The sequence below is a fragment of the Campylobacter sp. TJR-1 genome (assembly GCF_032840035.1).
In the GTDB taxonomy this organism is placed as follows: domain Bacteria; phylum Campylobacterota; class Campylobacteria; order Campylobacterales; family Campylobacteraceae; genus Campylobacter; species Campylobacter fetus.
Map to the genome: position 1 here is coordinate 24702 of NZ_JAWIZX010000003.1, position 21484 is coordinate 46185.

General features: G+C 31.9%; 22 protein-coding genes. 6 read left to right on the top strand and 16 right to left on the bottom strand.

Translation table 11 applies throughout. The features are described 5' to 3' along the window. Window positions 1–7 precede the first annotated feature (7 nt). Entirely contained in the window at window positions 8–1369 is a 1362-nt protein-coding gene (gene mgtE, locus RVY88_RS03525; RefSeq protein ID WP_162167385.1) for a magnesium transporter, read from the top strand. Then, a complete protein-coding gene (locus RVY88_RS03530) occupies window positions 1354–1938 on the top strand; it encodes an NUDIX domain-containing protein (RefSeq protein WP_002849107.1) in 585 nt (194 codons plus the stop codon). Before mgtE ends, RVY88_RS03530 begins: the two co-directional genes overlap by 16 nt. A 7-nt stretch (window positions 1939–1945) precedes the next feature. On the opposite strand, the gene RVY88_RS03535 is transcribed toward RVY88_RS03530, so the two are convergent. Continuing rightward, the gene (locus RVY88_RS03535) at window positions 1946–4495 is read right to left on the bottom strand and encodes a hypothetical protein (RefSeq protein ID WP_162167384.1); all 2550 of its coding nucleotides are present in this window, start codon (window positions 4493–4495) and stop codon (window positions 1946–1948) included. Between the two features lie 217 nt (window positions 4496–4712). Between RVY88_RS03535 and groES the strand changes: the two genes are divergently transcribed. The 3 genes from groES (at window position 4713) to hemH (ending at window position 7733) form a co-directional block, all read left to right on the top strand. After that, window positions 4713–4976: a co-chaperone GroES gene (gene groES, locus RVY88_RS03540; RefSeq protein ID WP_002849112.1), complete on the top strand. Its 264-nt coding sequence runs from the start codon at window positions 4713–4715 to the stop codon at window positions 4974–4976. A 17-nt stretch (window positions 4977–4993) separates the two neighbouring features. Beyond that, window positions 4994–6631: a chaperonin GroEL gene (groL, locus tag RVY88_RS03545; protein WP_011731919.1), complete on the top strand. Its 1638-nt coding sequence runs from the start codon at window positions 4994–4996 to the stop codon at window positions 6629–6631. Window positions 6632–6788: 157 nt separating this feature from the next. Then, window positions 6789–7733, top strand: coding sequence for a ferrochelatase (gene hemH, locus RVY88_RS03550; protein ID WP_162167383.1), 945 nt, complete (start codon window positions 6789–6791; stop codon window positions 7731–7733). Here the strand turns inward: hemH and RVY88_RS03555 are convergent. The 14 genes from RVY88_RS03555 to RVY88_RS03620 form a co-directional block, all read right to left on the bottom strand. Beyond that, window positions 7725–9545: a peptidoglycan D,D-transpeptidase FtsI family protein gene (locus tag RVY88_RS03555; RefSeq protein ID WP_024305147.1), complete on the bottom strand. Its 1821-nt coding sequence runs from the start codon at window positions 9543–9545 to the stop codon at window positions 7725–7727. The two genes, hemH and RVY88_RS03555, sit on opposite strands and share 9 nt — an antisense overlap. Then, entirely contained in the window at window positions 9545–9832 is a 288-nt protein-coding gene (gene fliE / locus RVY88_RS03560; RefSeq protein WP_011731921.1) for a flagellar hook-basal body complex protein FliE, read from the bottom strand. The genes RVY88_RS03555 and fliE overlap by 1 nt, the downstream gene beginning before the upstream one ends. Before the next feature lie 3 nt (window positions 9833–9835). Beyond that, window positions 9836–10330, bottom strand: a complete 495-nt coding sequence (gene flgC, locus RVY88_RS03565; RefSeq protein WP_002849120.1) for a flagellar basal body rod protein FlgC — start codon at window positions 10328–10330, stop codon at window positions 9836–9838. Window positions 10331–10339: 9 nt separating this feature from the next. Next, window positions 10340–10780, bottom strand: coding sequence for a flagellar basal body rod protein FlgB (gene flgB, locus RVY88_RS03570; RefSeq protein ID WP_162167382.1), 441 nt, complete (start codon window positions 10778–10780; stop codon window positions 10340–10342). Between the two features lie 45 nt (window positions 10781–10825). Further along, on the bottom strand, window positions 10826–11488 hold the full coding sequence (gene aat / locus RVY88_RS03575) for a leucyl/phenylalanyl-tRNA--protein transferase (RefSeq protein WP_162167381.1): 663 nt from the start codon (window positions 11486–11488) through the stop codon (window positions 10826–10828). Next, on the bottom strand, window positions 11485–12339 hold the full coding sequence (locus RVY88_RS03580) for an RsiV family protein (RefSeq protein ID WP_162167380.1): 855 nt from the start codon (window positions 12337–12339) through the stop codon (window positions 11485–11487). The genes aat and RVY88_RS03580 overlap by 4 nt, the downstream gene beginning before the upstream one ends. Next, on the bottom strand, window positions 12336–14555 hold the full coding sequence (locus RVY88_RS03585) for an AAA family ATPase (protein WP_410494531.1): 2220 nt from the start codon (window positions 14553–14555) through the stop codon (window positions 12336–12338). Before RVY88_RS03585 ends, RVY88_RS03580 begins: the two co-directional genes overlap by 4 nt. Continuing rightward, on the bottom strand, window positions 14534–14833 hold the full coding sequence (locus RVY88_RS03590) for an ATP-dependent Clp protease adaptor ClpS (protein WP_011731924.1): 300 nt from the start codon (window positions 14831–14833) through the stop codon (window positions 14534–14536). The genes RVY88_RS03585 and RVY88_RS03590 overlap by 22 nt, the downstream gene beginning before the upstream one ends. Beyond that, complete coding sequence (locus RVY88_RS03595; protein ID WP_002849126.1) at window positions 14823–15419, bottom strand: hypothetical protein; 597 nt, start codon at window positions 15417–15419, stop codon at window positions 14823–14825. The genes RVY88_RS03590 and RVY88_RS03595 overlap by 11 nt, the downstream gene beginning before the upstream one ends. Before the next feature lie 17 nt (window positions 15420–15436). Further along, window positions 15437–15892: an SsrA-binding protein SmpB gene (gene smpB, locus RVY88_RS03600; RefSeq protein ID WP_162167379.1), complete on the bottom strand. Its 456-nt coding sequence runs from the start codon at window positions 15890–15892 to the stop codon at window positions 15437–15439. A gap of 212 nt (window positions 15893–16104) precedes the next feature. Next, entirely contained in the window at window positions 16105–16845 is a 741-nt protein-coding gene (locus RVY88_RS03605; RefSeq protein ID WP_162167378.1) for a 4-(cytidine 5'-diphospho)-2-C-methyl-D-erythritol kinase, read from the bottom strand. Further along, entirely contained in the window at window positions 16842–17069 is a 228-nt protein-coding gene (gene csrA / locus RVY88_RS03610) for a carbon storage regulator CsrA (protein ID WP_002849131.1), read from the bottom strand. Before csrA ends, RVY88_RS03605 begins: the two co-directional genes overlap by 4 nt. Next, entirely contained in the window at window positions 17053–17889 is an 837-nt protein-coding gene (gene truB / locus RVY88_RS03615) for a tRNA pseudouridine(55) synthase TruB (protein WP_162167377.1), read from the bottom strand. The genes csrA and truB overlap by 17 nt, the downstream gene beginning before the upstream one ends. Further along, window positions 17886–19943 carry a UvrD-helicase domain-containing protein gene (locus tag RVY88_RS03620; RefSeq protein WP_002849133.1) on the bottom strand — a complete coding sequence of 686 codons (2058 nt, stop codon included), beginning with the start codon at window positions 19941–19943 and terminating at the stop codon, window positions 17886–17888. The genes truB and RVY88_RS03620 overlap by 4 nt, the downstream gene beginning before the upstream one ends. Window positions 19944–20176: 233 nt before the next feature. Between RVY88_RS03620 and RVY88_RS03625 the strand changes: the two genes are divergently transcribed. Continuing rightward, the gene (locus tag RVY88_RS03625; RefSeq protein ID WP_002849134.1) at window positions 20177–21049 is read left to right on the top strand and encodes a LysR family transcriptional regulator; all 873 of its coding nucleotides are present in this window, start codon (window positions 20177–20179) and stop codon (window positions 21047–21049) included. Here RVY88_RS03625 and RVY88_RS03630 read toward each other — a convergent pair. Beyond that, entirely contained in the window at window positions 21039–21482 is a 444-nt protein-coding gene (locus RVY88_RS03630) for a hypothetical protein (RefSeq protein ID WP_002849139.1), read from the bottom strand. The genes RVY88_RS03625 and RVY88_RS03630 overlap by 11 nt on opposite strands. Between the last annotated feature and the right edge of the window lie 2 nt (window positions 21483–21484).

Genomic DNA, 21484 nt, shown 5'->3' on the forward strand with positions numbered 1-21484 from the left:
TAAAGTTATGAATAAAGATTTAGATGAAGTAAAAGAGCAGTTAGAAAAACATCTCGATGATGGCGTCGGTGGCGAATTAAGCCCATCAGATATCGCGTCGCATCTAAAGGTATTGAAAAGCCATGATGAAGATGAATACGCTACTTACCTTGAAAAATTAGACTCTCAAAGCCTTGGCGAAGTCGCTATGGAAATGCCGGATCACATGCTTAAGGATGTGATTGAAAATGTTCCTAATAATAAGATAGTAGAAGCCTTAGAAGAGCTAGAAAGCGATGACGCCACCGACCTTTTACAAAATATAGAAGATATAGATGAGGAAAAAGCTAAAGAGCTTTTTAGCTCTCTTGAATTAGATAGCCAAAAAGAGATAAGCAAACTTATAAATTACGAAGACAATGAAGCCGGTGCTTATATGCAAACGGAGCTTTTTTCAGCTAGACTTGATGAAAGACTAAGTTCTGCGATATCTCGTTTTAGGGTAATGAAAAAAAGAGATGAGATAGAAAACGTATTTCAACTCTTTGTAGTTGATAAAGATGGTGTTTTAAAATACGTTATACCTTTAGAAGATCTTATAATATATGATTTTGATTTAAATTTAGAAAATATTATAAAAAATGGCGGTGTAGATAAATATAAGCCGCATTTTGCTACTGATACAGATGATATAAGCGAAGTTGCGGCTACTGTTATGGACTATGATTTAAGTGCTATAGCTGTTGTAAATAAAGCAGGAGTTTTGATAGGTCGTATCACCACCGATGATATACACGACTTTTTAGAAGAGAGCGCTACTGAACAAATTTATAATTTAGCAGGTGTTAATGATGAAGCCGAAGAAGAAGGACTAGTTAAAACAGGTCGTGCGCGTGCTATTTGGCTATTTGTAAATTTGATAACTGCTATATTTAGTGTAAGCGTGATAGGGTTATTTGATAAATCTATAGAGTCTTTAGTTGCTCTTGCTATGCTTATGCCGATTGTAGCGGGTATCGGAGGGAACGCCGGTAATCAAACATTAGCCGTAAATGTAAGACGTCTCGCATTAGGAGAGATACAATTTGATAGTTTTTGGAGCATTTTAAAAAAAGAACTTATAATGGCTTCTGTTAATTCTATAATATTTGCTTCTTTTGTCGGATTTTTGGTTGGACTTTGGTTTAATATGCCTCTACTTGGAGTAGTAATAGGTGTGGCTATGATTATAAATTTGCTTTTAGCCGCTTTTTTCGGAACATTTATACCTCTAACATTTAAAAGAATAGGGCTAGATCCAGCAGTTGGTAGCTCTGTATTTTTAACTATGATAACTGATATGATGGGATTTTTCGTATTTTTAGGACTTGCTACATGGATACTATTATAAAAGATTTAAAGATTGTACCGCTTGAGAACTCAAAGTTTGTAAAGCCATTTAGTATTTTATATACTCAAGATAATAAAAACAAGCGCTGGGACTGCGTAGAAGCTCATGATAGCGTATCTTGTATAATGTATCATAAAGATTTTGACGCGTTTTTGTTTGTAAAGCAGTTTCGTCCATCTCTTTGGTATTATCAGACAAAAAATAGTATAAGTTCAGATGAACCAGGAGTTACGCATGAGCTTTGCGCCGGTATCATGGATAAAGGTTTGAGCGCCGAAGAAACGATGATAGAAGAGATATTAGAAGAGACGGGATACGCCGTTCAAGAGGTAAAAAAGATAACTAGCAGTTACACGGCATTAGGCTTTGGAGCCAATAGACAAACTCTTTTTTGTACTACTATTGATGAAAGTATGAAAAAAACAGCTGGTGGTGGAGTTGATGATGAGAAAATCGAGATCGTATTTATCAAAAAATCTGATATTCTAGATTTTATTTATGATGAAAATATGGTCAAAGCCCCAAATTTGCAATTTTCCGTACTTTGGTATCTACAAAATATGTTCTAGCTAAGGGCTAAAAAAGATTTTTCAGCCCTTTTATAATATCTTTCGCATCATTTGTTTTATTTTCATCCGAGTTAAATAGTTTCTTTAAGCCTCTATCCATCTCTTTTTCTATCTTTGTCTTTAAATAGCTGGATTTAAATGCATATTTAGGCTCTTTTGTAGTTCCAGAAACTTCTATTTGTAGATCCGTTTTTTCTATATTCGTATCAATAGGTATAAATATCTTTGAGTTTAGCATATTTATACTTCCTTTTGTAACATTTACATCTGATTTTGGAGAGCTCATTTGGGCATTAAAGGTTATTATATCTTTGTTTATATCTCCTTTTACATAGCCGTCTTTAAAGACTTCTTCTGTTATATCTTGGTTCAATGCTATGTTAATGGCATTTGTAAGTCCGCTTTTAGCTAGTTTTCCTTCTAAAAGATCAATTTTAAAATTACCTTTTGCTCCATTCAGGTCATATTTAGCATTTAAATTCGAAATACCTTCATAAAATGGATCATAATCAGCCATTTTTAGAAGTTCTTGTACCGAAAATTTATCTAAATTTAAGGTTAAGATACCATTTTTTAACTCTGATTTTAGTTTGCTTTTAAGCAGATCAGAGTTTAAAGTTAGATAAAGAGTGTCTTTGTACTGTGCTTTACCGTTTGCGTTTAGACTTCCTATTAATTTTTTACCGATTAAAAATTCAAATTTTGAAATATCGTTTATATTAGCCAAATACGTTGCATCCAAAGCTAATTTATTTATATCAAAACTTCCTTCAAATTTGTCTATGTTTATTAAATTTGAACTTAAATTTGACATAAAATATGCAATTGAATTTGTGAAAGTAGGTTTAAACTCTGCTCTAAATTTAATATTGTTTGGAAAATCTTTTTTTGTCATTTCTTTTAAATTGGCTGCATTTAGCGTCGCGTTATTTAAATTTATAACTCCTTTTCCGTTTAGATTTTTTATATCTATGGAATCTAAGTTTAATTCCGCATTTATAACTCCATCAAATAGCGGTTTTTGACCGATCAATACAAACAAATTTTCAGCTAAAATATCTTTGATATTTGCTTTTAATGTGTTGTTTTTTAAATTCGCATTTATAACTCCATCCATAGCTTTTATATTTAAGCTTAGATTATCTAATTTGGTAGCTTTTATGACAGCTTCAGCGTTTAGTTCAGCTGAACCGTTTAGTGTTTTGCCTGTTAAGCTTCCAAGAGCATTTAGGCTCGGAATACTCATTTGCAAACTAGCATTTGCATCTTTGCTATCAAGATTGTAAATACTATGAAACTTATCTACCCTTAAAATTTCTGAGCTTAATATAGAATTTAAGTTTAAAATTCCATCTTGAAAAATTGCTTTGGCGTCTCCCATAAATGGTATATCTTTTTTAATTTCAGTATTTATTAGTTTGTTTAGTTCATTACTTTTGAGTTTTGAGTTTGTGATTTTTAAATTTGCACTTCCGTTTGTTTTTGATGGAATATTTATATCGTTTATGTCGGCGATACCGTTTATGCTTCCATCGGCAATTGCCGGCAAAGACGCTATTTTAAGCAGTTCATCAAGTTTTATATTTTTTATATCGGCGTCTATTTTATTGTCTTTTAATTTTGCTATTACAATTCCTCCAAGACCTTTTATTTGTGCGTCTAAAAACGATAGTTTGTTTGCGTCTATTTGAGTATTTGCATTTAGTGTTATCTCGCCTTTTAAAGACTGTTTGATCAAAGGTTCTAGTTTTAGCAGATCTGGAATGTTTAAATTTAAATCGGTATTTAGTTTATTGTTTGAGATATTATATACGGAGTTTAGTGCCGCCGCAACCGCTATCGGAGATTTTATCACGGTTTTTGCAGTAGCTATATCGCCCGATAGTTTTATATCTGATTTTGCAGTTATGAAAAAATTACTCGGAAGTGAAATATTGAAGTCGTTTTGTATAAGCTCATTGTTTGTGTTTGCTTTTTTTATATTTAAATTTGCATCTCCTTGATAACCGTTATTTGCATACGATATATCGGCCGTAGCATCTAAATGTCCTATTATATATGGTTTATGAAGCGCTATAGTCGATATCTGTGCCAAATTTAGAGATTTTGCGTCTAGTTTTAACTCAAGAGGTTTTAAATTTACAACTCTAATGGCAAATCTCATATTTGAGCCTACAAGAATTCCCGCTCCATTTACTACAAAATTATTTAAATTTCCAATCATATCTCCATTTAAAGATATATTATCTTTTATATCTATACCAAAACTGTTTAAGCTTCTGGTTTGTGCGGTATAGTTTAGATCAAAGTTTTTTTTAATCAGATTATAGCTTCCTGTAACTGTTAGGTTTAGCTCGGAGTTTATCGCGGCTTGTATATCTGCTTTGGATAAACCGACTTTAAACTTTTTTAATTCTATTTTCATACCGCTTTTTTGCGTTGCTATTTTTTCTACGTACGGCTTCATGAGACTATTCCCAAAACTAGTAAATAATATGGTATAAGCAGATATAAATAATACTGCAATAATGCCTAAAATCCATAGTAAAACTCTCATATTTTGCTCCGTATTTTCTTATAATTATACAATATATTTGTAAAGAAACGAAATATTTAGAGAAAGTATTTAAACTTGAGCCAATTAGACTAAAATTTTATGATAAATTTGGCTTTTAAATCTTGACTTTTAACTAAAATTATGCTATATTTTCGTCACTCAAAAGGTAAGAGTGCTAATTATTTAGAGAAAAATTTGATAAACGAAAGGACAAGAGATGAAATTTGAGCCACTTGGAAAACGTGTTTTAGTAGAGCGAGAAGAGGAAGTTAAGACAACTGCTAGCGGTATTATTATACCAGATAATGCTTCAAAAGAAAAACCTTCAAAAGGAAAAGTAGTAGCAGCTAGCAAAGAGGCTGAGGGTGTTAGCGTAGGTGATATCGTTGTATTTGCAAAGTATGCTGGCAGCGAGATCAGCTTAGAAGATAAAAAATATCTAGTTTTAAATTTAGAAGATATTTTAGGCGTAATTAAGTAAATTAAAGGAGCAAAACAATGGCAAAAGAAATTATTTTCGCAGATGATGCAAGAAATAGATTATATAGCGGTGTAAAAAAATTAAACGATGCGGTAAAAGTTACTATGGGACCAAGAGGTCGTAATGTACTTATCCAAAAAAGCTTTGGTGCACCTTCTATCACAAAAGACGGCGTAAGCGTTGCAAAAGAGATAGAACTTAAAGATACTATAGAAAATATGGGTGCAGGTTTAGTCAGAGAAGTTGCTAGCAAAACAAACGATGAAGCAGGAGACGGTACTACAACTGCTACAGTTTTAGCTCACGCTATATTTAAAGAAGGACTTAGGAACATAACTGCCGGCGCAAATCCTATCGAAGTAAAACGCGGAATGGATAAATTCGTTGAGGCTGTTACAAGCGAGTTAAAATCAGCCGCTAAAAAAGTAGACGGTAAAAAAGAGATAGCTCAAGTAGCTACTATTTCAGCAAATAGCGATAGCTCAATCGGTGATCTTATAGCCGAAGCTATGGAAAAAGTTGGTAAAGACGGTGTCATCACAGTAGAAGAAGCAAAATCTATAAATGACGAGTTAAATGTCGTTGAAGGTATGCAGTTTGATCGTGGATATTTAAGTCCGTATTTCATCACAAACGCTGAAAAAATGCAAGTCGAATTAAGTAGTCCATTTATACTTTTATTTGATAAGAAAATTACAAATTTAAAAGATCTACTTCCGGTTTTAGAACAAATTCAAAAAACAGGAAAACCTCTTCTTATCGTTGCTGAGGATATCGAGGGTGAAGCTCTTGCAACTTTAGTTGTAAATAAATTAAGAGGCGTTTTAAATATTTCAGCAGTAAAAGCTCCTGGATTTGGAGATAGAAGAAAAGCTATGCTTGAAGATATAGCTATTTTAACCGGCGGTGAAGTGATCAGCGAAGAGTTAGGCAGAACTTTAGAGAGTGCTAGCTTACAAGATCTTGGTCAAGCAGATAGAGTTGTTATAGATAAAGATAACACTACTATAGTAAATGGTGCCGGAGATAAAGATTCGATAGAAGCTAGAATTAATCAAATAAAAGCTCAAATAGCTGAGACTACAAGCGATTATGATAAAGAAAAGTTGCAAGAAAGACTAGCTAAATTAAGCGGCGGTGTTGCTGTTATCAAAGTAGGAGCTGCGACAGAAACAGAAATGAAAGAAAAAAAAGATAGAGTAGACGACGCTCTAAATGCTACAAAAGCAGCAGTAGAAGAGGGCATCGTAGTCGGAGGCGGTGCAGCGCTTATCAAAGCCGGAAATAGAGTAAATCTAAGCTTAAAAGGTGATGAGTTAATTGGCGCTGAGATAGTTAAACGTGCGCTTTTTGCCCCTCTTCGTCAGATAGCTGAAAATGCCGGATTCGACGCTGGAGTAGTGGCAAATTCTGTATCATGCGCAGATTGCCCTAATTATGGATTTAACGCAGCTAGCGGCGAATATGTTGATATGTTTGAAGCTGGAATTATAGATCCTGTTAAAGTAGAAAGAATAGCTTTACAAAACGCAGTTAGCGTAGCAAGCTTACTTCTTACTACTGAAGCTACGGTTAGTGAGATAAAAGAGGATAAACCTGCTATGCCTCCGATGCCAGACATGGGCGGTATGGGTGGAATGGGCGGAATGATGTAAGCCCTAAAGCAGACTCCTTTTTGGGGTTTGCTTTTATACTTTTTTATTTTTATACTTTTAAATTTATGCTATTTTTACTATTTTATGCTACTTTTATTTAACACAATTTTATATTTATTTTGAACATTTATGATAAAATACGATTCAAGGAGAATATATGAAAAAAGTTGTAATACTACTAAATATGGGCGGAGCTGATGATTTAAGTCAAGTTGAGCTATTTTTGAAAAATATGTTTAACGATCCATATATTTTGGGTATAAAAAATAGAAAAATTCGCTCAGTGCTAGCTTGGCTTATAACTAAAATGAGACTAAAAAGTGCAACACGCAACTATACGGAGTTAGGCGGCAAATCTCCTATAGGAGATATCACTAGATCTTTGATTGATAAATTAAATATTAAATTCGGAAATGAAAATCTTACTTTTGATTATGCTATGAACTATACACCTCCTTTTGCTATAGATAGTTTAAAAAAGTATAAATACGCCGATGAAATACTGCTATTTCCATTATATCCTCATCATTCAAGAACTACTATAGTATCTAGTTTGGATTCCGCAAACAGAGCTATAAAAGAGCTTAGTATAAAATCTAATATAAAAGTTATAAACTATTTTTATAAGGATGAAAGATATAATAAAATTATAACAAGTAGTATAAAAGAAAAGATTGCTGAAATGAATTCAAGTCAAATCGATCTGATATTTTCATCTCATTCACTTCCGAAAAAAATAATCGAAAAAGGCGACTTGTATGAAACTCATACTAATGAACATGTAAAAATAATTTCAGATATGTTGGCTAAAGATGGAGTTAAGTTTAATTCTATTAGTTTAGCTTATCAATCAAGATTGGGGCCTGTTGAATGGCTGGGTCCGAATTTAAGCGAAGTTTTATCAAATTTAAAAAGCAAAAAAGCACTTATTTATCCGATTAGTTTTTGTATAGATAACTCAGAAACGGATTTTGAACTAGATATCGAGTATAGAAAAATAGCAGATCAAAAAGAGTTTGACTACTATGAAGTTGTGAAAGCTCCTGATGATAGTGAAGCTTTTGTTGATTATATAGTTTATAAAGTTAAAGAGTTAGTCTAATATATCTCTGTTATCTTGCTCGTTTTGATCTATTTTAGGAGATGCTATAGCCGGTTTTAAATAACCATTTTCTACCATTAATTCAACGGTGTTTTTAAAAATCGGTAAAGCGCTCCATGAGGCGTAATAGTAAGGATATGGTTTCATAGGCTCTCTTACTAATACGCCTATTGTATAGTTATTTCCGCTTATATCATTAACAAATCCAAAAAAGCTTGCATTATATCGTTTATCGCTATAGCCTCCACTTGTAGCTATGTGAGCGGTTCCGGTTTTTCCACCTATACTAAGTCCTTGTATACGCGCTTTTCTAGCTGTGCCTTTGTTGCTTTCGACTACTTTTATAAGTATTCTTTTCATAATTTTAGCAGTTTCTATAGGTAAAATAGTTTTGATATCTTGCTCCTTTATAGCATATATTTTACCGTTTTTTTCTAGGTGACTTGCGATTTGCGGTGTTATCATAACTCCATTATTATTTATAGTGTTATAAGCATTTAAAAGTTGCATAAATGTGGCTTGAAGTCCATATCCATAACTAACAGTAGATTTGTATGTTTTATTTCTAAGTTCGTTTATAGATGGAAGTAATCCAACTTGTTCATAGCTTAGATCAACTCCTGTTTTTTTAGAAAATCCAAAATCCAAAAGCCCATTATATAGATCTATTTCACTTAATCTCTCAACTAGCTGTATCATACCCACATTTGATGATTCTACTATTATATCTTCAGCACTTAAAAAATCATTTTTATGACTATCTGTTATTGTTCTTTGGCCGAGTTTATACTTTCCGCCATATGTATTTATGATCTCTAGCGGATTTACTTTATTTTCTCTAAGTAACAAAGAGAAAATGACTGGTTTCATGACCGAACCTACTTCATAAGCGTATTCGCTTGCGGTTGAATTTAATGATTGGTAATCATTTATTGTGATATTTGATGGATTATATCTTGAAGTGGAAACTAATGCGATGATTTTTCCTGTTTTGCTCTCCATAACTCCTATAACAACCTCTTTTGCTATGAGATCGTTTAGCTTTTGTGTTGCCATCTGTTCTATTACTTTTTGGAGTTTCAATGGAGTATTTAAAACCACATTATACCCGTCAATTCGTTTTGAGAGTTCTGCGTCACCAGATAGTATAATAGTGTTTGACAGATCTCTTGGACCTTTTGTAATCGCATCTTGCGTAGATGAGAGCAGGTTGTCATATACTTTTTCTATACCTTTTACTCCTTCTACTTTGGTTATACCGTCTTGTTCTATCTTTTTTATGTAGCCGATGGCTGGAGTAAGAGTATCTTCTGCCATATATATACGTTTTTCACCACTTTCTACGATGCTCATACCTTGAGTTGCGACTATTCCTGTTTTTGGATCTTGATATGCTATGAATACCTTTTTTTTGTATAATTTTCTAGCTAGCTCCTTGAGATACGCTGCACCTTTTGCGTCTATTTCATACGATAAGGTTACTACGCCTTTTTTGCTAAGTATTTTTCTGATTTTGGTTGGATCATCACCGCTGTAGAGTGTGTATAATTTTATAAAAAGCTCTTTTTTGTTTGGATCTATGTTTCTAGTATCCACCATAGCTTTGTATAATTTTTGACTACTAGCTATACTAAAACCGTCTTTTGATATGATTGAGCCCCTAAGAGCACTATCAAAATCACTACTTTGTAGCTTTGGCAGCTTTCTATCTAACAAAGCTCTATAAAATATTACAAATAAAAATAGTATAATTCCTAAAACTATAAAGCTGAAGATTACATAGATCTTGCTTTGGCTTTGATATCCGCTCATTACAACTGTGTTCTTGAGATTTCTTTATATGCATTTATAGCTTTATTTCTTACTTCTAACATCAATTTCATACTAGTTTCCGCTTTTCCTATAGCTATAGCTGCTTGATGAAGATCTTTTACCTCTCCTGTGGCTAAGTCTGCTACTGCTTTATCTGCTTTTTCTTGAACATCATTTAAGTCGCTTAAAGCTTTATTTAGCATATCTGAAAAGCCGCTACCAGCACCATCTTTTTGCTTAGTCTGCTCTGTTGTTTGATTTAAATTTGAAATCTCAGATATATTCATAAATTATCCTTTTAGTAACTCTATTGCGCTAGTTGCTATACTCTTTGCGCTTTGAAATGCTGAAACATTTGCTTGATAAGCTCTTGTTGCTTCTATTAAATCGGCCATTTCTATAACGGGATTAATATTTGGCAGCATTATATAACCTTTTGCGTCTGCGTCTGGGTGAGTCGGATCATATTTTAGTTTAAAGTCCTTATCATCTCGAACAATTTTATCTACTACGACACTCATAAGAGCCGGTTTTGGAAATTCCGGAGCATCTGGATCATTTAATGGATTTTCATTTTTTAAAAAGTCATTTTTTGAATTTATAGATTTGTTTAACTCTTTATCAAATTCTATAGCTTTAAATATAACTTCTCTGCGACGATAAGGACCTCCTTCAGCAGTTCTTGTCGTATTAGCATTTGCAATGTTTGAACTTATAACATTCATTCTAAAACGTTGTGCGCTAAGACCGTATCCGCTTATATCAAAATCACTTAAATATGCCATCGTTTATCCTTATAATTTACCGCTTGCGTCAATTACGCTTTTAAATATCTCACCGTGTTTTTTACTTGCTGAATCAAGCGCTTGAACCATTAGAGCATTTTTTCCAAGCTCTGTTGTTTCAACATCAAGATCGACGGTATTCGCATCATTTCTTGCTGTATGACCGTCTCTTAAATAGATTGTTGCTTGTTTGTTGCTAGGAAAATCTAAAGCCGGAAAATGTTTTTCGTTTGTTACTGCAAGTTCAAGTTTTGGCTCTCCTGAGTTTTTGCTATAAATTTCATTTTTTTTAGATATCAACGCTGATTCAAAATCAACATCTTTAGATTTATAAAACGGAGTGTCAATGTTTGCTATGTTGCTAGCTATAAGCTTTTGGCGAAGTACTCTGCCTTCTAGAGCAGCTTCTACTAGCTGTTTTGATTTGCTTGTCGAAAAACCTGCATACATCTATATCTCCTTGAACTTATAGTCTTTAATAAGCAAAATTTATTCCTAATTTTCTAAATTTAGATCTTTAAATGAATTAAATCCGGATTTTTTTGATATCTTTTCTTTTAATTCATCTAAAAATCTCTCTCTTGCCAAACTTTTGGCCCCCATAAATTTAAGATGAGAGTTCATAACTTGAGCGTCTATAAGAAAGTCAAACGGTCTTAACGCTTCACAAAGTTTTATCAGACCTACTTTAGAAGCATTTGGTTTGATACTTATCATACTCTCTCCGCAAAATATTTTACCTATGATGATTCCATACAATCCACCTATTAATTCATCATTTTTATATACTTCTACGCTATGCGCCCATCTTAAATCATATAAATTTGAGTATGCTGTTATGATATCTTGACTTATCCATGTCGGCTCCGTTTTCTCTCTTTGTGTTTTACAAAGAGTTATGAGTTTCTTAAAGTCGGTATCAAATTTAACCTTATAATCTCTTAAAAACGGCTTTATACTCTTATGTATTTTTACACTATCTGGATAAAATACAGCCCTAGGATCTGGTGACCACCAAAGTATGTTCTCACCATTCATAAACCAAGGAAAAATACCGTTTTTATATGCGTCTAATAAAGTATCTGCGCTAAGATCGCCACCTAATGCCAAAGGAGCGTCTTTGGGTGCTTGTTTTGGATTTGGAAATTTTGATTTCATTTTTTGTAGTTCTCTAATTCTTTAAAATCAAAAGATACGCTTATTCCATCATTTATACACGGTAAAAGTTCGCATTGCGAGTAATAAAAGCTAATTTCGTTTTTTGTTATAGCAAAATTATCGTTGAATTCTATTGTGTCAAAATCAAAAAATTCAGCTTTTGCATCGTCATCATTTGTGATATTATTGTCTATTTTAAATTTAGTAAGTAGTCTATTTTTTAGCTTTTCTATAAGTTCAGTTTTGTTTAGATCATAAACACTTCTTATATCAAATGCACTCGCGTTTGCATCAACAACTCTATTTATAATATGAAAAGTTGGATGGACTCCGTTGAAATTTGACACAAAAGTTTGATATGTCGTTATATTTTCATCAAGATAGATAATATAACTAAGAGATGAAAAATTTGCTTGTTTTTGTGCACTTAACTCTGTTTCATTTGTATCTTTATCTGTTCGAAATTCGCTTTTTATATAGCACGTATTTTCATCATAATAACTAATCGCATCTATATCCATCTTTTTGATAATAGGAATATCCGTTTTTTTCAATAACATCTTTACAGTTACGTTTGAGTCATTATAGCTAACTACTGCTATAGGTGCAAAATGTATCTCTCTACCTTCTTTTTTACCGTAATATTTTTTGTTGCCTACGTAAAAAATGTAACTGTTTAGATCTATCTTTTCGTCGTCATTATCATCTCCGCACCCTTTTACCAAACCGTTTATACCAAAATCATGTATATAAATTTGATAATTTTTATTTGCCGCATATATAAACTCGCCGTTAAAATTCACTCCAAAAATCAAGCCAAACATAACAGACAAAAGTAAAAGTAGTCTCATTTGTTTGCCTTGAAATCAAATTTAAACTCTCCATCAAACTCGATATATACTTCTCCACCGCGTTTTAAACTACCAAATAATAGCTCTTTTGAGATAGAACTATTTATACTATCTTTGATAACTCTCTTTAAATTTCTAGCTCCGTATTCGTCACTAAATCCTTGATTTATAATCTCATTTAATGCTTTTTTACTTAAATTTATTTTTATTTTTTTAGCCATTTTTTCTAAATTTGAAATTTCTTTTTCAACTATTTTTTCTAAAATATCTTTGCTGAGATCATTAAATCGTATTATTTTATCTATACGATTTCTAAACTCAGAGCTAAAAAATCCCTTTACGGCCTTATCTGTTTTATCGCTTAAATTTTTGTTAAACCCAAGAGTATTTGGCTCTTTTGTGCCTAAATTCGATGTCATTATAATAATAGTATTTTTAAAATCGCTTTTATTTCCACTATTGTCAGTGAGACTTGCACTATCAAAAATTTGTAAGAATATATTTATCATCTCATCATTAGCTTTTTCTATTTCATCAAATAGTATAACGCTGTAAGGATGTTTTTTTACCATATTTGTTAGTAATCCGCCGCTCTCAAATCCTATATATCCAGGAGGTGCTCCTATGAGCCTTGAAATGCTGTGTTTTTCCATATATTCGCTCATATCGTATCTCTCAAAATGGACATTTAATGAGTTTGCCAACTCATTTGCCAACTCGCTTTTTCCTACACCGCTACTTCCTGTAAATAAAAATATTCCAATTGGTTTATTTGGTTCGTTTAATCCGGCGTAAGATGAGATAAGAGCATCGTTTAACGCATCTATAGCGTTATCTTGACCAAATATTTTTGCTTTTAAATTTGCTTTTAAATTTTTTAAGATTTTAGTGTTGTCGCTATTTTCATTTAAATTTGATATATTTGCCATTTTTGATACGGTATTTAGTATGTCAGATTTTAAAACTCTTTTTTTAGAATTATTTTTCTCTGCTTCATTTTTTATGGCTTCTAAGTTATCAAATTCATCATCAACGTTAATCGCGTAGCTCCACACCGTTTCATCTTTTAGGTTCAATTTATTTGGATTAGCTATGCTTAGTTTGGCTCCGGTTTCATCTATGATATCTATAGCGCTGTCTGGTAGAAATTTATCACTTAAGTATCTTTTTGCAAGCTCTATGCTAAGCTTTAAAATTTCATCGCTATAAGTTACGTTGTGAAACTTTTCGTAAGTAGACTTAAGCCCTTTTAGTATCAAAAAACACTCATCTGGATTTGGCTCGCTAACATCGATTTTATTAAATCTTCTAAGTAAGGCTTTATCCTTGTTAAAATTTCTAAACTCGCTATAAGTTGTAGCTCCTATACATCTTATATCGCCGTTTGCAAGATGCGGTTTTAATATATTTGCTACATCCAGACTATTTTCATTTGAACTATTTTGAGACATTATCGAATGAATTTCATCTATAAATATTATATGATTTTTGTTCTCTTTGAGTTTGGAAATTATACTTTTTAATCTCTCTTCAAACTCTCCTCTATACTTTGCGCCGGCTATCAAAGAACTAACGTCGAGATTAAATATAATGCTATTTTTTAGTCTGTCCGGAACTTTGCCGTTTACTATTTTTTGAACTATTCCTTGCACTATTGCTGTTTTACCTACTCCTGCTTCTCCTACGAAAATCGGATTATTTTTTTTGTGGCGGCATAGTATTTCAAGAGCTTTTTGTATCTCCTCTTCGCGTCCTATAACAGGATCTATCTTTGAGTTTTTTACCATATCGTTTAAATTCGAAACGAATTGACTTGTATCGTCTTGTTCATCATTTAAACCATGAAATTTAAGTACTTGATATGCGCTTGAGCTTTTATCTTCTAAAATTTCCTCTAAAAAGTCCTCGGCGTCAAAAATTTCCTCTTCTTTTATGCTGCTTAAAATTTCGCTTAACTTATATGTTAAAACAGGAGGCTTTGGAGATTCTAGTCTTGGAAACTGGTCTATAAGTCCTACTAAATCATTTCTCAGAGCTACTGGATCTCTAACTCCTAAAGACGAAAGAGTTTTTAAAAACTCCGTATCAAAAGTAAGAGCGTAAAGTATATGCTCAACTCCTATATATTCGTGAGATTTTGAAATGGCAAGCTCATTTGCTTGTTTTATTGATTTTGCTAAGTTGTTTTGTATCATTACTCTTCTTCTATAACGCATTTTAGTGGAAAACCGTTTGCTTTTGCAAGGTTTAAAACTTCCATCTGTTTAGTTTGTGCTATCTCTTTTGTGTATATACCGCATATTGCTCTGCCGCTTTGGTGGATTTTTAACATCAATTCTATAGCTTCATTTTTACTTTTATTAAAAATATCTATAAGTATCATAACAACAAAGTCCATAGTCGTAACTTCATCGTTTAAAAGCATTACTTTAAACAAGTTAGGCTTAAAATCTTTTATTTTAGTCTTTGTGATACTGCTTTTTTTAGTTTGCACTTTTTATCCTGCTTACATCTTTGCTGATAACTGCAGTAGAAACTTCACCTAGGTAGAATTTATTTGTTTTGCTATCTCCTAAAGTGTCGCTTAAAGTCTGATATACTCCATTTTTTAATACTACTTTAAATGGAATTTGAAGCGCTCTTTTATAATCTATATCATGTAAAATTTGATCAACAATTCTAGGGTTTTCTTTTGAATTTGATATAAAATAGTACGCATTGTATTTTTTAGAGAAGTTTTCTACAATGCCTTTATCATCGATATTTTCAAAATATATAAGTCCGATAATCATAAAATCATCGCTGTTTTTAAGCTGATAATCCATAAGATGCGGCGCTTCTTTTTGGCAAGGAACGCAGTAAGTACCAAAGATATCTATCATTACTATTTTATCGCTATCTTTTAACTTAAATCCGTTTTGCGTTCTAACTAGAGTCGTTTTTGATCCTATTACGCTAGTTAGCTCTATCTCATCTCCTGTTTTGTATGGAGTAAAACTAGTTGTTTCTTCCTCTTTTTGAGTAGAGCAGCCGACTAAAAACAGTGTTAAAAATGTAAGTATAAGTGTTAATTTCTTCATTTATATTCCTTTTAAATTTAAATATATTTTTTTAAAGCAGATCTTGCTTCGATATTTGCCTCTTTTTGTTTTAAGACTTCTCTTTTATCGTGCAGATTTTTACCTTTTGCAAGAGCAATGTTGGCTTTTACTATATTTTTGCTGTTCAGATACAGCGATAAAGCAACCATAGTAAGTCCATCGGTGCTGACTTTTCCAAATAATTTATCTATCTGGCGTCTATGCATAAGCAGTTTTCTAGGAGCTCTTTCATCTGGTCTGAAGTATGAGTTTGTCGTATCTAGATAGCTTATATGAGCATTTAGTAAAAACAGTTCTCCTCTTATGATGCGCACAAAGCTATCTTTAAGATTCGCTCTGCCTGCTCTAAGAGCTTTTACTTCACTACCTTTTAATGCTATCCCTGCTTCAAACGTCTCTAATATGGCGTAGTCGTGGAATGCTTTTTTATTTCTCGCTAGATCTTTGGACATAAAACTCTCTTTGATAATTTTCTTTTAAATTATTATAATTATAGCAGATTAGTCTAAAATTTTGTTAAATAAAATATATGATTCAAGCTGATTTAAACTCTATAAAACGATATTTTCAGCTGTTTATTAAGTATAATACTCATATATTATTACAGTTTAATGAGTATATCAAAATAATATTTTAAATTTAAAACAAAAGCTCAAAAATATATCTATATAGATAGCCTAAATTTTGTACTTCCACTTCCGCTAAGAAATTCGTTTTGAGATATTTTTAAATCCGGATATAATTTAATGCATGGCTTTAATAGATCGTTTAACTCATAATTTTTATATGAATTTAATATCTCTTTTGAGCTTAGTTTTTCTAAATTTAGTGCTAAATCAGTATCAAATTTAGAAAAGTACTTTTTGTATCTGCTAAAAACGTCTTTAGTAGAGCAGAATATTTTACTTTTTATGATGTCTATTTTTGGGATATCATCATCAAATACAGACACTATTTCACCGATTCCGCTTACATTTGCACTGTTAAATCCGCTTAAGAAAAATGGTACGTCCGCTCCTATATTTTTACTTATTTGGATTAGCTTTTCTTTTGGTATATTTAAATTTAAATTATCATTTGCTAAATTTAAAAACGCTGCGGCGTTTCCGCTTCCGCCTCCAAGTCCGCCGCCGATAGGAATGTTTTTTGTCAGTTTTACCTGATTAAATTTGAAAAACTCGTCAAGCTCGTTTTTAAATCCGAGTTTTTCTAGCTCCATTCTTGCTTTTTTAATAATATTGTTTTGTATTTTGTCATTTTGTATAAACTCATCGCTGGTTTTTTTTACGAATTCAATCTCATCGAAAATACCTTTAAACAGTATAAATCTTGATCGAATTTCATGGTAATTTCCTATAAAACCAGTTATTTTTAGAAATATATTTAATTTAGCGTAACTTCTCATTTTTGAAACTTTTTGCTAAGTTCGTTTAGTGAGTTTTTATTTACCAAACTAGCTTTTAAATTTGAATTTGCTATTTCATTTATAAGTTCGCTTCTTAGTATCATAACATTTTTTGGCGCTTCTATACCGATTTTTACACCATTTTTTAGCGTTTGGATTACTTTTATCTCTATGTTGCCTTCTATTTTGATACTTTCGCCGTCTTTTCTAGTTAGTATAAGCATATTCTACCTTATTTAAACAGTAAGAAACAGCACCATTTTCTATCTTTATTATGCTAAAAAAATTATCAAAAATTAAGTAATAAGTGCCATCTGTTTTTATTTGAAACTCGTTTATATCCAGTTTCTTGCCGTCTTTTATATTATCTTTATTTCCAAGATAACTATTTTGTGCTAAATTTAAAAACTCAAGCGGATCTAAAGCTTTTTCATTTTCAAATTTAAATCGTCCTTCGCTAACTCTTCTTAATGCGCTTAGAGTGCCATCTACTCCGAGTCTTTTAGCAAATAAATTTGCCCAAGATCTAACATAAGCGCCCTCGCTAAGTGAAATTTCAAAACTTAAAAACGGGTGACAATAATGTATAAGTTTTACGTTAAAAATTTCCATAACAGAACTTTTCATTTCAAATTCCTCACCGTTTCTAGCAAGGGCGTAGGCTCTTTTCCCGTCTATTTTTTTAGCACTAAATTTAGGAGGTACGTAGGTGATTTTGCCTTGTAAATCTTTCATTACAATATCAATACTATCCATAGCAAATGGCTTTAATTTACATACGCTTCTTATATTTTCATTATCTAAGCTTTGCGAGTTTGCTCCTAGCCAAAGAGTGGCAATGTAAGTTTTTGGAGTTTTTTCTAGATAGTTAAACAGTTTTGTATAAGCTCCAAAAGCTATGATAAGAGCTCCATTTGCAAAAGGATCAAGCGTACCTGAAAATCCTGCTTTTTTTACGCCGTATTTGCGTTTTAATCTGCTTAAAAAGTGGTTGCTTGAAATTCCAGAAGGCTTATTTGCTACAAAAAGACGATTATCTTTCATACGACTTTTTCCACGAAACTCGACATTATCTCTTTTATATTTCCTGCGAAGTTGATTTTTAATTTAAATTCAGATTTTATTTTTGTTATCTCCATAACTCTGCCGATACCAAAAATTTTATGTTTGATGAGATCGCCTTTTTTGAACTCATTACTAGTTTCAAGTTTAAGCGAACCTTCACAAAGTCCTGTTTCACTTAAGAATCTCGATTTATTTAGTCTTGCTCTTTGACCTTTGTAAAATCTTGAGTTTGAAAATGAAAGATTTAATCCGCTTTTTGCTCTAGTTATAGCTACATAAGCAAGCCTTCTCTCTTCTTCTATATCGCTTCCATCGCCAATAAGTGGAAAAAATCCCTCTTCAAGCCCTATAACAAAAAGATGTTCAAACTCAAGTCCTTTGCTCGCATGCACGCTCATAATAGATATCGCATCATCGCTTATTCTATCTTGCTCACTTTCTAAAGCTAGCTCATTCAAAAACTCTTCTAAAGCAAAACTCTCATCATTTTGTATTTGATCTTTTATAAGCGCATAAAACTCGTCTATATTTGCTACTCTATCTACCCCGTCGGGTAAATTTTTATAATACTCTTTTATACCAAAACTTTTTTCTAAATTTGCTAGCAGATTGTTTGGAGCTAATGAGCTTAACTCTTTTAACTCATTTGCAAAATCCAATAAAACGACTCTCAATTTTTTTCCTATCGTATCATCATCTATCATATATATAGCGTTATAAATAGACGTTTTATTTTCATAAGCAAATTTTTCAAGCTTTGCAAGGCTTACTTTCCCAAGACCTCTTTTTGGTCGGTTTATTATGCGGTTTAAAGAAAAATCATCGTTTGGATTTAATATAAGTCTTAAATAGCTAATTATATCTTTTATCTCCATTCTCTCATAGAATTTAACTCCGCCCACCATTTTATATGGAATTCTAGCTTTATTTAAACCATCTTCAAGGCTACGAGACAAAGCGTTTACTCTATACAATATTGCTATTTCATCTGCTTTGACACCAGATCCTAATAATTTTTGAATTTGACCCGCTATAACTCTTGCTTCTATATTTTCATCGCCGTTTTCTATGATTTGAATCGGATATTCGTCTTTTTTAGTACTAAATAGCTGCTTTCCCAACCTTGAGCGATTATGATCTATAAGCTCATTTGCAGCTTTTAAGATGGACGGAGTAGAGCGGTAGTTTTCTTCAAGTTTGATTAATTTCACGTTATTAAATTGATCTTTGAAATTTAAAATATTTTCTATTTTTGCACCGCGCCAGCCATATATGCTTTGATCATCATCGCCTACTACTACTAGATTTTCATGACACTCGCATAATTTTCTTAGTAGTTTATACTGAAGGTCGTTTGTGTCTTGATACTCATCTACCATTATATATTTATATCTATTTGAAATCTCATTTGCAAGGTCGTTATTATTTAGTAAAATTTTATATGTAAGAGCTAAAAGATCGTCAAAATCCACAAGATTGTTTGCGGCTAAATACTCTTCATATAGTTTGTATGCTTTTGCTATTTTTTCGTAATTTGTTTTCATAAACTGATTTTCTGCGTTTAGTTTTGAGCTACTTATAACATCTTCTACGCTTAAAAGCAGATTTTTGTATTTTGAAATTTCGTTTGATATAACTGAGGCGGCAACACTACTTTCAAACTCTTTTATAATCTTTTTTTTGTCATCCGTATCTATAATGACAAAGCTATTTTTTCTACCTAGCTCATTTATATAAAATTTTAAAAACAAAAGACCGAATTTATGAAAAGTACAAAGAAGCGGAGATGAGCTGATATTTGAGTTTAACATAGACAAGGCGCGGTGTTTCATAGTGCTTGCTGCTTTATTTGTAAATGTTAGGGTTAATGTATTTAACGGGTCTATGCCAACTACGCTGATTAAGTAAGCTAGTCTAGTTGTAATAGTCTTAGTTTTGCCGCTTCCAGCTCCTGCTAATATTAACATAGCGCCATCGATATGTGAGGCTGCTTCTTTTTGGCTTTTGTTTAAAGAGTCTAGTAGATTATCCATAGTATCGCTTTATCTAATTTAATTAATCATTATATCATACTAAAACTTTTAAAGTTTTTAATGAATTCGGATATAAATCTAATTCATTTTGTATATATTTGTTACATTAAGATACACAAATTGGTAAATAAATTAATTAATAATAATGATTAAACTAAAAAAGATTAAATTTAAAAATAAATTCAGATTGGTGTAATATAATGTTACTACAACAACATCTGAAGGGGTTTTTTATGGTTAGTGATTTTAATAAAATCTATACTTTTATGGCTATAGTTAAAGAAAGAAGTTTTTCTAAAGCTTCCAAGGTGCTAGGTATATCCCAACCGGCCGTCACGCTTCAGATCAAAAAGCTAGAAGAGATACTTCAAGCAACTTTGATCATGAGAAAAAAGAATGGAATAATACTTACAAAAGAAGGTGAAAAATTCTACAAACTCTGTTTAAAGTTTGAAGGTTCTATGTTTAGGTTTAAAGAAGAAGCTAACCATATAAAGGACGAGAAAACGCCTATTGTAGTTGCTACAAACGCACTTATAGGTGAAACAATCTTGCCTATAATGTTAGATCAGATATGCGAAGTTGTAGATAGCGAACTAGACGTTAAGATAACAGATCATAGTAATCTACTATCTTATCTACTAGATAGAAGATGTGATTTTTGTATGATGCAAGAGAGAATTTATAATGATCAACTCATTTTTAAGAAACTTTTGGAGTACGAGATAGTTTTGGTTTCAAATTTAAAAACAGATTCACATATCGGCGTAAATGATCTTAGTAAGCATAAATTTATAAAAGATAAGACAAAAACGTTTCTAAGCTCGTATTTTGATCAATTTGGTATAAAATATGATGAGTTTGACACTATTTATAATCTAGATGGATCTGTAGCTACAAGGTGTGCCATGCTTCATAATAAAACAAGAGAGTATTATGCTTTTTTGCCTAAATTTATGATAGAAAATGATTTAGAAAACGAAGAGTTGTTTTTAGTAAATATAGACGGCATTAAGATTATCAGACAGCTATTTATAGCTGGATTAAGCGACAGCGAAGATATGCTCGATAGATTAGGAAAAATAAATTTTAACGTTATTTCTTAAATATATCTTTATTTTTTGGATTTGACATAAAAATTTGTTTTGATTTTTGTTTTCTACTCTCGTTTAAATCCTCTTTATATACTGAAAAGTTAATTAAAAGAGGATTTTCATCAATTGTTATTTGTACTATAGCTCCTATAGGAACACTAACTAAGCTAGCAAAATCATTAGCTCCGAATCCGGCTTCAAAACTAAGATTGGTTTTTGTTAGTATAGCGCTTGAAAGTGTGTATCCGCCAAGACAAAATAGTATAACTGGAGATTTAAAATTAGAACTAATCTCTTTTGGAAGTTCCGGATCAAATGAAGTGTATTTTAAATTCGCAAGTATGCAAAACTCCGTATCTTTGCTAAGAAGATACTCAAGACACTCATAAACGTGAGTTTTCATAAGAGTGCCGAATTTCTCGTCTTTTAAAATATTTTCGATCATAT